Annotated in this window: 15 protein-coding genes; 2 read left to right on the plus strand and 13 right to left on the minus strand. The window is 63.4% G+C overall.

Translation table 11 applies throughout. The features are described from left to right. Positions 1 to 11: 11 nt before the first annotated feature. The 7 genes from ACSQ3S_RS21625 to ACSQ3S_RS21655 are packed head-to-tail and all read right to left on the minus strand — an operon-like array spanning position 12 to position 6,026. Complete coding sequence (locus ACSQ3S_RS21625; RefSeq protein WP_436143722.1) at positions 12 to 1,172, minus strand: ABC transporter substrate-binding protein; 1,161 nt, start codon at positions 1,170 to 1,172, stop codon at positions 12 to 14. A gap of 24 nt (positions 1,173 to 1,196) precedes the next feature. Continuing rightward, positions 1,197 to 1,511, minus strand: coding sequence for a non-heme iron oxygenase ferredoxin subunit (locus tag ACSQ3S_RS21630; protein WP_436143723.1), 315 nt, complete (start codon positions 1,509 to 1,511; stop codon positions 1,197 to 1,199). Between the two features lie 10 nt (positions 1,512 to 1,521). After that, entirely contained in the window at positions 1,522 to 2,001 is a 480-nt protein-coding gene (locus tag ACSQ3S_RS21635) for an aromatic-ring-hydroxylating dioxygenase subunit beta (protein ID WP_436143724.1), read from the minus strand. Beyond that, positions 1,998 to 3,251, minus strand: a complete 1,254-nt coding sequence (locus ACSQ3S_RS21640) for an aromatic ring-hydroxylating dioxygenase subunit alpha (protein WP_436143725.1) — start codon at positions 3,249 to 3,251, stop codon at positions 1,998 to 2,000. The genes ACSQ3S_RS21635 and ACSQ3S_RS21640 overlap by 4 nt, the downstream gene beginning before the upstream one ends. A 2-nt stretch (positions 3,252 to 3,253) precedes the next feature. Continuing rightward, the gene (locus ACSQ3S_RS21645) at positions 3,254 to 3,955 is read right to left on the minus strand and encodes a fumarylacetoacetate hydrolase family protein (protein ID WP_436143726.1); all 702 of its coding nucleotides are present in this window, start codon (positions 3,953 to 3,955) and stop codon (positions 3,254 to 3,256) included. Positions 3,956 to 3,987: 32 nt separating this feature from the next. Then, a complete protein-coding gene (gene gtdA / locus ACSQ3S_RS21650; RefSeq protein ID WP_436143727.1) occupies positions 3,988 to 5,016 on the minus strand; it encodes a gentisate 1,2-dioxygenase in 1,029 nt (342 codons plus the stop codon). A gap of 23 nt (positions 5,017 to 5,039) precedes the next feature. Continuing rightward, complete coding sequence (locus ACSQ3S_RS21655) at positions 5,040 to 6,026, minus strand: 2Fe-2S iron-sulfur cluster-binding protein (RefSeq protein ID WP_436143728.1); 987 nt, start codon at positions 6,024 to 6,026, stop codon at positions 5,040 to 5,042. A 116-nt stretch (positions 6,027 to 6,142) separates the two neighbouring features. Here ACSQ3S_RS21655 and ACSQ3S_RS21660 point away from each other — a divergent pair, with 116 nt between their 5' ends. Continuing rightward, positions 6,143 to 7,063, plus strand: coding sequence for a LysR family transcriptional regulator (locus ACSQ3S_RS21660; RefSeq protein WP_436145061.1), 921 nt, complete (start codon positions 6,143 to 6,145; stop codon positions 7,061 to 7,063). A 57-nt stretch (positions 7,064 to 7,120) separates the two neighbouring features. Beyond that, the gene (locus ACSQ3S_RS21665; protein WP_436143729.1) at positions 7,121 to 8,410 is read left to right on the plus strand and encodes an ABC transporter substrate-binding protein; all 1,290 of its coding nucleotides are present in this window, start codon (positions 7,121 to 7,123) and stop codon (positions 8,408 to 8,410) included. Positions 8,411 to 8,420: 10 nt separating this feature from the next. Here ACSQ3S_RS21665 and ACSQ3S_RS21670 read toward each other — a convergent pair whose 3' ends face one another. The 6 genes from ACSQ3S_RS21670 to ACSQ3S_RS21695 all read right to left on the minus strand — a co-directional run bounded on the left by ACSQ3S_RS21670 (position 8,421) and on the right by ACSQ3S_RS21695 (position 12,638). Continuing rightward, positions 8,421 to 9,110: a hypothetical protein gene (locus ACSQ3S_RS21670; RefSeq protein WP_436143730.1), complete on the minus strand. Its 690-nt coding sequence runs from the start codon at positions 9,108 to 9,110 to the stop codon at positions 8,421 to 8,423. Next, positions 9,107 to 10,018, minus strand: coding sequence for an ABC transporter ATP-binding protein (locus ACSQ3S_RS21675; RefSeq protein ID WP_436143731.1), 912 nt, complete (start codon positions 10,016 to 10,018; stop codon positions 9,107 to 9,109). Before ACSQ3S_RS21675 ends, ACSQ3S_RS21670 begins: the two co-directional genes overlap by 4 nt. A gap of 12 nt (positions 10,019 to 10,030) precedes the next feature. Then, entirely contained in the window at positions 10,031 to 10,357 is a 327-nt protein-coding gene (locus tag ACSQ3S_RS21680; RefSeq protein WP_436143732.1) for a GntR family transcriptional regulator, read from the minus strand. 163 nt (positions 10,358 to 10,520) lie between these two features. After that, complete coding sequence (locus ACSQ3S_RS21685) at positions 10,521 to 10,967, minus strand: FKBP-type peptidyl-prolyl cis-trans isomerase (RefSeq protein WP_436143733.1); 447 nt, start codon at positions 10,965 to 10,967, stop codon at positions 10,521 to 10,523. A 37-nt stretch (positions 10,968 to 11,004) separates the two neighbouring features. Continuing rightward, on the minus strand, positions 11,005 to 11,961 hold the full coding sequence (locus ACSQ3S_RS21690) for a diguanylate cyclase domain-containing protein (RefSeq protein ID WP_436143734.1): 957 nt from the start codon (positions 11,959 to 11,961) through the stop codon (positions 11,005 to 11,007). 62 nt (positions 11,962 to 12,023) lie between these two features. Then, on the minus strand, positions 12,024 to 12,638 hold the full coding sequence (locus tag ACSQ3S_RS21695) for a TetR/AcrR family transcriptional regulator (protein ID WP_436143735.1): 615 nt from the start codon (positions 12,636 to 12,638) through the stop codon (positions 12,024 to 12,026). Positions 12,639 to 12,654: the final 16 nt, after the last annotated feature.

Here is a 12,654-nt window from a genome sequence, read left to right on the forward strand (position 1 = left end):
GCCGTTCTACCTCAAGGCAGGCTGCATTTGGACTGGTAGCTGTCGGCATGGGCCGTCAGCGGGGTACCCAGCAGCTTGACCACAGGCTTGCCCGTTTCGCTGGCGACCTGGAAGGCGTAGTAGTTTTGCACCGGCATGTTGTTCTTGTTGAAGCGGAACGGGCCGCGCACCGACTTGAATTCGGAGCCGGCCGCCTTCACCGCGACGGCCAGCGCGCGCTTGTCGCCGGCCTGGGCGCCGGCCTTGCGCAGCGCCGTGTCCAGCAGGCGGGCCGCGTCGTAGCCGGTGGCGGCGTATTCGCTCGGCAGGCGCTTGTACCTGGCGTTGAAGGCGTTGACGAAGGCGCGGTTTTCCGGCGTGTCCAGCGCCGCGTCCCACATGGCGCCGAAGGTGGTGCCGACGGCGGCCTCGCGCAGCGCCGGCATGGTGGTGCCGTCCACCGTGAAGACCGAATAGTTGGGCAGCTTGGCCAGCATGCCGGCCTGGCTCAGCTGGCGGATGTAGTTGACGCCCATGCCGCCCGGGTAGAAGGCGAACACCGCCTCCGGCTTGGCCGACTGCAGCTGCGCGATCTCGGCCGAATAATCCGTCTGGCCGACCTGGGTGTAGACCTCGTCGACGATCTCACCCTTGAAGTAGCGCTTGAAGCCCAGCAGCATATCCTTGCCGGCCTGGTAGTTGGGCGCCATCAGGTAGACCCGCTTGTAGCCCTTCTCCTGCATGAACTTGCCCATGCTCTCGGCCGAGCCGTCGTTCTGCCAGGCGATGGAAAATACATTCGCAGCGCAGGAGGCGCCGGCCACCGGCGACGGTCCCGCATTGGTGGCGATGGCCACCGTTCCGGCATCGGCGATCAGCTTGTGGCTGCCCATCATGACGTTGGAGAAGCCCAGGCCGACGATGGCGTTGACGTGTTCCTTGTCGATGAACTTGCGCACGATCTGGTTGCCCACTTCCGGCTTGAGCTGGTCGTCTTCCTTCAGCACCGTGACGGCCAGGCCGCCAAGCTTGCCGCCGCCCTGTTCCAGCGCCAGCATGAAGCCGTCGTACTGGTCCTGGCCGACCACGGCCACCGGGCCTGACAGCGGCGCCGAGAAGCCGATCTTGATCTGGGCTTGTGCGGCGCTCGTCAGCAACATGGCGATACCTGCGGCGATGTATTTTTTGTTCATTTCTGTCTCCTGTTTTTTATTTGATCAGCCCAGATCTACGTAGACCCGGCCGTTTTCTATCTTGACGGGATAGGTGCGCACCGCCTCGGTGGCGGGCTCGCAGCTGGCGCGCCCGTCGCGGATATCGAACTTCCCCTGGTGCAGAGGGCATTCGATCTCGTGGCCGTCGAGGAAGCCGTCGCACAGCCGCGCATTGCCGTGGGTGCAGAGGTTGGCGGTCGCGTAGACCTGCCCTTCCACGCTGTACAGCGCCAGCTCGGTGCCGCCAGCCGCCACCGACGTGACGTCGTCCTCCGGCACGTCCGCCTCGGCGGCCGCGTCGATCCAGTTGTTTGCCATGGTGGTCTCCTCAGATTGGATAGATCAGCGAATTGGCGATCATCTCGGTGTCGTAGATGCAGTGGCGCTGCTCGAAGCGCAGCCCCTGCGGCGTGACGCGGATGCGGTCCAGGTAGCGGCCCACGTTGAACACCGTGCTCTCCTGCGACAGCTTGGTGCGGAACACGGCGTAGTTGGCCTGCGCCACGATCACGCCGTCCTCCACCTGTTCCACCAGCGGCGTGCCGGTGACGTGGCGCTGGTAGTAGGGATCGTGGAACAGCGTCTCCTTTATGCCGTAGGCGCGGTCGCGCAGCATGCCCTTGCTCAGCAACGCCAGTGTGGCCAGCGGGAAGCCGCGCTCGTGGTTCTCGCGCGGCTGCACGCGGTAGTCGCAGTCGTCGACGAACAGGTCTATCCATTTGCCCCAGTCGCCGTTGTCGACCGCCGCCGCATACTCGGCGTACAGGCGGTTCAGCGCCAGGAAGGTGTCGATGTCTATCGCGCTCATACTTCCATCACCTTTCGCCAGTAGTCGTACATGCCGCGTATCAGGGTCTCGGTGACCATGTGGTCGGTGTTCCCGGCGCCGTAGCCGCCCAGTTCCGCCACCGTGCGGTGATTGGGCTTTTGCTCGAAGCCGTTCTGCGACAGCTCGATCACCTCGCCGTCGTCGGCCGACACGAAACCGGCGGGGCCGAACAGGTTGGCCTGGATCAGGCGGCGCTCGGTCATCTCCGGCGTGTCGTCCTCGAAGCCGAAATGGGTCCAGACGAAATCGAACGAGCCTTTGCCGTTGGGCTGGATGTGGCGGGTGGAGACGCTGTTCACCTGCTGCTGGAAGATCACGCTGGGGAACACGGTCATCATCACGGCGGTCGGTCCCTTCCACCATGCCTCCGGCACGATGTCGAGCAGGCGCTTGTCGTTCACTTCCATGCCGGCCTTGAAGCTGGTGACGCCGGCCGTCACCTCGCTGGTCGCGGCCTGCTGGCTGCGGGTCGAGATCATGGCGGCGTGGCGGTAGTGCGCGTCCATCTTCAGCTCGGACTTGTTATCGGCGCGCCACAGGCCGTAGGTGACGAACCAGGTGTGCAGCAGGCCCGGATGGTAAGGGTCCTTGATGTTCTCCTGCATCAGCTTCCAGTTGCCGGGAATGCGCTGGCGGTTATAGCCCAGGATGGTCAGCTTGCGGCCGTTGAACAGGCGGTCGAAGTAAGCGCACATGTCGGGGCCGAGGAAGTCTTCCAGCGATTCCACTTCGTGGTCGAACGAGGCGAACACCACGCCGCCGCGCACCGCCACCTTGAGTTGGTTCAGGCCATGGTCGGCGGTATCGAACTCCTTCGGCATGCCGCCGTTGACCTTGCCGTCCTGCTTGACGCCGCGCCGGAACGGCACGCCCTGCAGGTCGCCCTTGAGGGTGTAGCTCCACTGGTGGTAAGGGCAGACGAATTCCTTCTTGTTGCCGTGGCGCTCGCGACAGAACTGCATGCCGCGGTGTGCGCATACGTTCTCCACCACGTTCACGCTGCCGTCGGCGGCGCGGGTCAGGATCACGGAACGCTCGCCGATCACCGAGCGCTTGTAATCGCCAGGGTTGGGTATCTCCGCCTCCAGGCCGACGTAGCACCAGTGGCCCTGGTAGAACAGGCGTTCCAGTTCGCGTTTGTAGAGCGACTCGTCGGTGTAGGCCCAGAACGGGATGCGGCTCGATCCCGGCTGGTCCCATACGGGCTTGATGGGGAACACGGCGGCCATGATCAGGCTTCCTCGACGCGCACCGTGATGGGCGCCAGGCCGGCCACTTCGCCGAACATCACGTCGCCCGCCACCACGCTGTTCACGCCTTCCGGCGTGCCGGTCATGATGACGTCGCCCGGCTCGAGCGTCTCGTACTCGGACAGGTAGGCGATCGATTCGGCCACCGACCAGATCAGCATGGAGATGTCGGAACCCTGGCGCGGCTGGCCATTGACGGTGACCGAGATGCGGCCCTGCTCCAGGTGGCCGACCTGCGCCACCGTGGAGATGGCGCCGATCGGCGCCGACCGGGCGAAGGACTTGCCGAACTCCCATGGGCGGCCCTTGTCGCGCGCATCGAGCTGGATATCGCGGCGGGTCATGTCCAGGCCGACGGCGTAGCCATACACATGCTCCAGCGCCTGGCCGACCGGGATATTGGCTCCGCCCTTGCCGACGACGGCCACCAGTTCGATCTCGTGGTGGAAGTTGCTGGTCTTGGGCGGATACGGAATCGCCACTTCGGCGGCGCCGGCCGGCACGGCGGCGTTGGCCGGCTTCATGAAGAAGAACGGCTTTTCGCGGTCCGGATCGCGGCCCATTTCGCGCGCATGGGCCGCGTAGTTGCGGCCGACGCAGAAGATGCGGTTGACCGGGAAGCGTTCCTCGCTGCCGGCGATGGCCAGGCTGTAGACGGGTGCGGGTGGGACTGCGTATTTCATCATGGTCTCCAGGTTTTGTGAGGTGGTTGGTATCAGCGCGCCATCTTCTCTTCGCGCCACAGGCCCAGCGCTTGCTGGATGGGACGGTCCGAGAAGCTGAACAGGATGGTGTCGCCGCCGGCGCGCAGGCGCAGCGTTTGCCAGGACGGCACCACGAAGACGTCGTTGGGCGCGAAGTCGAACCGCACGCCGCCGATGTCGGCGCTGCCCTCGCCTTCCAGGCAGACGTAGATGGTGCTGTCGGTGCAGCGGTACGGCAGCGTTTCAAAGCCGGCCGGCAGGCGCTGGGTAAACGCACCGATGGTCGGCATCGGCGAGGCGCCGGTGGCCGGGTTCACGTAGCGCAGCTTGTGGCCGAAGTGGGCGTCGATGGCGCCGCGCGCTATGCCCAGCAGCGACTCGCGCGTTTTCGCGAACGGATAGACGAACACCTTGGTCGGCTGCGCCGCCGTCTGCGCGAAATCGACCGGCAGCATGTTGTTGCCGTAGCGGGCCAGCGCATCGCCTTCCGGCCGCGTCGCTTCCTGCACCGCCTGCGCGCCATGCTCGGCGAAGCCGGTGTCGAAGAAGCGCACGGTCGGGATGTCCAGGCCGTCCAGCCACACCACCGGCTCGTCGCCCAGGTTGCCGTGGTCGTGCCAGGTCCACGACGGGGTGATGATGAAATCGCCGCGCCGCATGGTGGTGCGCTCGCCGTCGACGGCGGTGTAGGCACCTTCGCCGTCCAGCACCAGCCGCAGCGCCGACTGGCTGTGGCGGTGGGCCGGCGCCACCTCGCCCGGCATGATCAGCTGCAGGCCGGCGTACAGCGATTGCGTGATCGACGAATTGCCACGCAAGGCCGGGTTTTCCAGGATCAGCACGCGGCGCTCAGCCTGGGCGGCGGTGATCAGGCTGCCCGCTTCCATCACGTGCTGGCGCACGTCGGCGTAGCGCCACAACGCGGCCTGCAGCGGCGAGGTGGGTTGCTTGGGCACCAGCGCGCCGAGCACTTCCCACAAGGGGGTCATGCAGTGCTGGTCGATGCGCCGGTAGAAATCCTGGCGGGCGGTGTCGGTCATGTCTCGTCTCCGGTTGGTAGTAGTCAGATGCCGCTGGCGTAGAAGGCGTCGGCATAAACATGCTTGGCCAACACGCCTTTTTTCCTGGCCAGCATGGCCGCCGCCTCCACCATGGGCGGCGCGCCGCACAGGTAGGCGCGCCAGCCGGCCAGGCTGTCCCAGTCGTGGTTGAAGGCGTCGGTCACCAAGCCGCTGCGCCACCGAGGATCGTGCTCGCCGGTGCTGACGACGATGTGCAGGTGCAGGTTGGCGTTGCGCTCGCGCAGTTGCTCCAGCCACGACAGGCCGTAGATATCGCGCTCGGTGCGCACGCCGAAGTACAGGTGGATGGGTTGGCTCATGCCTTCAGCCAGCGCGGCGCGCACGATGGACAGCACCGGCGCCAGGCCAGTGCCGCCGGCCACGCACAGCATCGGGCCTTCGTGCTTGCGGCGCAGGTAGGCGGTGCCCAGTGGACCGCTGACGCGCACCGCGTCGCCCACCACCAGCGCGGTTTCGATATGGCCGGTCACGCGGCCGTCCGGCACCAGGCGCACGTGAAACTCCAGCTCGTCGCCGCCGGGGACGTTGGCCATCGAATACGGGCGCGCCAGGCCGGGGCCGAATTGCAGCGTGGCGTACTGGCCGGGCGAGAAATTCAGCGGCTTGGCGGGCTTCAGGCGCAGGCGGCGGATGTCGTGCGTCATCGGTTCGATGGCCAGCACGGTGGCCTTGATGATGCGCGCCGGGTGGGTCACCACTTCGTCGGGTTCCGGCACTTCGACCACGCAATTGGTGGTCACGCTGCTCATGCAGGCCAGCACATAGCCCTCGTCGTCCGGGTGGGTGATCTTGGCTTCGCGGCCCGCTTCCAGCACGTCGCCCTGCAGCACCTTGCAGCGGCAGGTGCCGCAACGGCCCGCGGTGCAGCTGTAGGAGATGGGGATCTGGTGCTCGCGCAGCGCCGTCAGCAAATTGCTGCCGGCATCCACGTGCAGGGTTCGCCCCAGCGGTTGCACGACTAGTTCCATGACTCCTGTCCCCATCTGTTTTATTGATTGATGGGCAAAGTATAGAAAGCGGAGTAATATAAATAAATAGCATCTCGCGAATGCATCAAATCACTGCCAGCAATATTACTCAAGCCATGGAACTAAAAGACGTCGATCTCAATCTGCTGCTCGTGTTTAACCAGCTGCTCGCCGAACGGCGGGTGTCGAAGGTGGCGGAGGCGCTGGGCATGACCCAGCCCGGCGTCAGCAACGCGCTCAAACGCATGCGCCTGCTGCTGGGGGACGAGATGTTCGTGCGCACCGCGCGCGGCATGGAGCCCACGCCCTACGCGCTGCAGCTGGCCGAGCCCATCGGTTATGCGCTGTCGACCATTCACGATTCGCTGAACGAGGTCTCGCACTTCGATCCGGCCAGCAGCACCCGCCGGTTCACGCTGGGCATGACCGATATCGGCGAGGTCTATTTTTTACCGCGCTTGATGGAGGTGCTGCGCAAGCACGCGCCGGGCGTGACCGTCAGCACGGTGCGCAATACGGCGGTGAACCTGCAGGACGAGATGGAAGCGGGCCATGTGGACCTGGCGATCGGCCTGCTGCCGCAGCTGAAATCGGGCTATTTCCAGCGCCGGCTGTTCCGCCAGCGCTATGTGTGTATGTTCCGCAAGGGGCACCCGCTCGACAAGAAGAAGCTGACGGTGGAGGACTTCCGCCACGCGGACCACGTCACGGTGGTCTCCACCGGCACCGGCCACGCCATCGCCGATCAGGCCATCGAGCGGCACGGCATCAAGCGCAACATCGGCCTGACTGTGCCGCACTTCGTCGCCGTCGGCCACATCCTGTCCAACAGCACGATGATCGCGACCGTGCCGGAACGTTATGCGATGGCGTGCGTGGAACCGTTCGGCCTGCGCTACGTGGCGCATCCGCTGGCGCTGCCCGAAATTAACATCAACGTGTTCTGGCACGCCAAATTCAACAAGGATCCGGCCAACAAGTGGCTGCGCGGCCTGATCTTCGATCATTTCGCGGACGGGCGGGACAGCCAGCTTTGAAAACCCGGGGATCTCGCGGAAGTTGACATACCGCGATATCGCGAACAAACTTTGCGGATGCTTACAGCCCTCGTGACCTTCCCCTGCCGGCCCGGCCCATTGCCCCCATGCTGGCTGATGTGCGGGCTGATCTGTGCGGCGCTGGGACTGCCGTCCGTTTGCGCCGCCGCCGAGCAGCTGGCGATCGACTATATCGTCTCCAACACCCGCCAGCGCACCGCGTGGATCAGCGTCATCAATCAGTTTTCCGCAGCCAACCCCGACGTCCAGGTCGAACACCATGGCTATCCGCAGGAACAATACAAGCGCGATTTCCTCCCCCGCTTGCGGACCGGACACGCCGACCTGGCATTCTGGTACGCGGGCGAACGCTTGCGGGACGCCGCCAGGAACAAGCTGTTGTCCCCGCTCGACGCCGACCTGATCGCGCTGCTGAAGAAAAAGAAGTTCGCCCCGGCCACCATCGAAGGCACCCGCGTCGACGGCGAGGTCTACGGTTTTCCGATGTATCACTATGTTTGGGGGCTGGTTTATAGCAAATCCTTGTTCAATCGCCTCGGCCTGCGGCCGCCGAAGACCTGGAGCGAGTTCCTGCAGACCTGCGAGCGCCTGAAGGCGGCCGGCGTGGCGCCGCTGGCGCTGGCGGCCAAGGATGGCTGGCCGGCTGCCGGCTGGTTCGACTATCTCGACTTGCGCATCAACGGCATCGACTTCCACCGCAAACTGTTGCGTAGTGAAGTCCCCTTCACCGACGCGCGGGTGCGCCAGGTGTTCGATGTCTGGGGCGACCTGCTGCGCAAAGGTTACTTTCTTGAAGCAACGCTGGATCAGGAAACCGATCGCGTGCTGCCTTACCTGTACCGTGGTCGCGCGGGCATGGTGTTGGCCGGCAGTTTTTTCGCTGCCCGGTTTCCCGCCGCGGTCGCCGCCGATATTGGATTCTTCGCCTTTCCAAGCTACTCTCCGGACATTCCGAACTACGAAGAAGCGCCTCTCGACGTGCTGGTCCAGCCTGCGGTGGGACGCAATCCCCGTGCCCGCAACCGCTTCCTCGCCTTCCTGGCCGACAGCGGCGCCCTGCGCCAGATCGCCGAAGCCGACGAGACCTTGTCGGCGCAGGCGGACCCTTCCGCGCCGCTGCCTTTGCTGGGCGAAGCCAGCAACGCCATACTGGCGGGTGCGGCGGGACTGACCTACTTCTTCGACCGGGATGCGAAGGTGGAGCTGGTCGGGCCGGCCTTCGACGGCCTGCGCCTATTCCTCAAGCCGCCCCATGATACGGATCAGGTGGTCCGCCATATCGAACAGGCCCGCCAGAAAGCAAGAACGCCTGAAGTTGCCGAGTGACGCTTTCGGGTCAGATGAAATCCCGCTTGGTGTTTTGAACATGCAAGGTCGTCAAGACCATAGACACGGCGACGGTGACTTGTATCGCCACGATCGCGATTGCGGTTGAATTCCACACCATGGCCTGACCATACACATGGCGCGAGATCGGATCGAGGAAGGCAATTGTCCACAGATAGGCGGACGTCCCCAGCTCGAAGATCAGAATGGAAAGAACGGTTACCCCCAGCGACTGGAAGAGCAGGCTGGTACTGAGGATGCACGTGTAAGCGACAAATACGCCCAGAAATACCATGGTAATAAATGGAACGGCGCCTTGCGGAAACAGGCCCAGCCCAAAGGCGAGGTAAAAAGCTACCGCACTGATCACCAGCCAGAAGACTCCGAACACCGGCAGGTTGAACAGCAGCTTGGCCCGGGTGAACTCCTTCACAGTAACCGGCAGACTCATGATGAAGGCCTGCGTGGACTTTTCCTTCTCGAACACATTCGTCTTAATCAGGAGAACGATCCCGCAGGTGGCGGCCGGTCCGATCAGCAGCAGGAAACCTATGTTCATCAACACCCAGTCCGGTATGCGCCCATGGAGCAGGAACACGATGCCGATGGAGACCAGGCTCACCAAGCTGAACGACAGTATGAAAGGGCGCATCAGCCGGAAATCTTTTTTGACCAGCAGAGGGACGATCGAGGTACTCATTTCGCCAGCTCCATCTCGGGGTTCGCCTTGGCGCATTGGACGTGGGCGAGAAATATTTCTTCCAGACTCAAGCGCTCGACGGCGTTGACGTCCAGGCCGGCATGAGTGAATTGCGCGGGAATGGACTCGTCGTAGTCATTGACCGTCACGGCATGCAGCAGACCGCTCCGCTGCGCCTGCCTGATATTGGGCAGATTCGGCAACGCCTGGTTCCGCGTGTTCGTCAGACGCAGTCTGCGCCACCCGTCCATGAAGTCTTCCTTATTGCGGGATTCGACAATGCGCCCGCCGTAGATAAAGGTGATGTAATCGGAGATCTGTTCAACGTCCATGGTGTTGTGCGATGAAAAGAGAATGGAGCGCGTTTCGTCTTCCAGCGCGTTCATCATTTCATCCAGCACTTCCTTCCTGACCGCGGGATCCAGGCCCGTCGTCGGCTCGTCGAACACCAGCAAACTGGGTCGGCGCGCGAGGGCCAGCAGCAGCGTGGCCTTGACCCGCTGACCATGCGACAAGCCCTTGACCTTCTGTTTTTTATTCAGGTCGAAGCGGCGCAGCAAGGTGCTGGCGTAGCCGTCATCCCAGGTGTCGAAGATCGATTTGATGAAATCCATGTGAAAGGCGATCGTTTCGCTCTCGTACAGCCGCATATCCTCGGCGACAAAACCGATATTGCGCTTCGCGGTGATCTGCTGTTCGGGCATGGCGTGTCCCAATACCTTGATCGAACCGGTATCCGCTCCCACCAGTCCCATGACCATGCGCAGGATGGTCGACTTCCCGGCCCCGTTCGGACCGACCAGGCCCATGACGGCGCCCTGCTCCAACGTCAGATCGACATCCCGCAGCTGAAAATGCGGATAGCGCTTGCTGATCCCGTCGCACTGTATCGCCAATGGCAAATCCATCGCCTCTCCTCCTTATTCCATATATTGTTTTAACATTTGCAACATCTTCTCTTCCGGCAGGGCCAGGGATTTGGCCAGCTTGCCGGCCTGCTCCAGGTGCTGGATCAATTCTTCCCTTTGCAGCGCCTGCAGATCAAGCCTGTCATTTACCCAGCTGCCCTTGCCCTGCTGTGTGACTATCACCCCTTCCCGTCCCAATTCCAGATAGGCGCGCTTGATCGTGATGATGCTGACCTTGATCTCGACCGCCAGTTCCCGAACGGAGGGCAGTGGCGAGTTGGGCGGCCAGTCCCCGACGGCTATGCGCTGCTTGATTTGCTCCATGATCTGCTGATACATGGGGCGGTTGTCCGTTTGGGAGAATACAAATCCAGTCTTCATATACACAGTATGCACAGTTAACCTGGCATACGCAAGTTTTGGTCGAAAAAAAAGAAGGGACAATGCAAAAGAGCAGCCATCGGCTGCTCCTTACACGTTCCCAATACGCGCCCCGAACCTCTCAGCGTACGTCCAGCAGCTCGACCTCGAAGATCAGGTTGGCGTTCGGCGGTATCGGGCCGGCGCCGCCGGCGCCGTAGCCCATGCTGGCCGGCACGATCAGCGTGCGCTTGCCGCCGACCTTCATGCCCTTCACGCCTTCGTCCCAGCCCGGGATGACTTGTCCGGCGCCAAGCTGGAAACTGAACGGAGCGCGCCCGACCGAGGAATCGAACTGCGCGCCGTGCTGCGCCGGCGCCGTCGGCTCGTACAGCCAGCCGGTGTAGTTGACGACGGCGGTCGCACCGGCCACCGCTTCCTTGCCGCTGCCGGCCTGGGTATCGATCTTTTGCATGGGCACAGTGTCGGCCGCGGCCGAGGCCGCTTGCGGCGCCTTGGCGCGCTCGCAGCCGGCCACGGCCAATGCGAGGATGAGGCCGATGGCGCAGGAGGTAAGCAGTTGTTTCATCTTGTTCTTTCGTGTGGAATGCTAAAGGAGCGGGTGATCAAGCCTCGGTGTCGCAGACGCGGTCGCGCCCTGCGGACTTGGCCTGGTAGAGGCGGCGATCGACCCGGTCCAGGAACACGTTCGGGTCGTCCTGGGCACCGGGCACGATGGTGCCGACGCCCATGCTGACGGTGACCGCGCGGCCGACGCCGGAACGGGCGTGCGGGATTTCCTTGTGCGCCAGCAGCTTGCGGCAGCGGTCGGCCACGTTGCGGGCGGCGCCCTCGTCCGTGGCGGGCAGCAGCAGTATGAATTCCTCGCCGCCGAAGCGCGCGCACAGGTCGCGCGAACGGGACGCGCACGTGTCCAACGCCCGGGCCACGCGGCGCAGGCACTCGTCGCCCTGCACATGGCCGTAGTGGTCGTTGTACTGCTTGAAGTAATCGATGTCGATCACCACCAGCGACAGCGGTTCGCCGGTGGCGCGCGCCTTGGCCCATTCGACCGGATAAAGGGTATCGAACATGCGGCGGTTGGCCACGCCGGTCAGGCTGTCGCGGTAGGACAGGACTTCCAGTTCGCGCTGGAGTTGCAGGATCTTGTCTTCGGACTGCTTGCGCTCGGTGATGTCGAACATGAATCCCACCAGCGAATCGACGCTGCCGTCCTCGCGCCGCACCACGTGCACCACGTCGCGGATCCAGACATAGTCGCCATCGCGCGTGAGTGCGCGGTAGTCGGCTTCGTGGTCCACGCCCTTTTGCGATTGCGCCACGCAGAAATCGACCGTCTTCTGGCGGTCTTCCTCGTGGATGCGCTCCACCCAGTCGTTCACGGACAGCCAGCTGGACTGTTTCCAGCCCAGCAGCTCCTCGATCTGCGGACCGATATAGCTGAAACTCATGGTGGCCCAGTCGATCCGCCAGGGGATCGCCCGGGTGGATTCAAGCAGGGTGCGATAAACGCTGGGGTCGCTGTGGGCGGCGGGTGCGGAGTCGAGGTGCGGAGAGGTCATGAATCAGTCGAATAAGCGGAGACGGCGTCATTGTGCACTAGAAACGCAGACGCCGCTGCTTGCTAAGCACCCCTGGCGAGGGTCGAACTGGTCGCGGCATTCTGCAGCAGCAGCTTCACCGTATCCCGGGCGTTGACCAGGATCGCCTCCGACGCAGCCTGCCCGGACATCACCCCGGCAAGAGACACCGCGCCGACAAGGACGGACACTATGCTCTCGGCCAGCCCGACATAATCCTGGTAGTCCAGCCGCATCAAATACGCGGCAATGAACTTCACGAAGTGTGAGTATCCTTCGAATACCACGGCCTTCAATTGGTCGTCCGCATGGCGAAGCTCGCTTGACAGGTTGGAGAGCGGGCAGAGATCGTCGAGTTCCGTACCTTGAAGCTGCTGCAGATACCGGTGAACGATCGCATCGACGGCATCACGTGGCGATTTGCCCGCGACAGCCGCTTCGAAACTTGCCAAAGTATCCGCAAAAGCCAGGGCATTTGCTTCCGCCACCAAATGCTCTTTCGACTCGAAATGCCGGTAGAACCCACCCTGGGTCAGGCCCGCCGCAACCATGAGGTCGGAGATCGCCGTGGCAGCGATGCCCTCGCGCAGAAAAATGCCCTTGGCAGTCGCCACGATCCGCTTCCTCGACTCCGCCGCTTCCACTTTCGATTTACGCATTCCGTTTCTCCTGTGA

The sequence above is a fragment of the Duganella sp. LjRoot269 genome (assembly GCF_964254095.1).
Taxonomy (GTDB): Bacteria; Pseudomonadota; Gammaproteobacteria; order Burkholderiales; family Burkholderiaceae_D; genus Rugamonas; species Rugamonas hordei.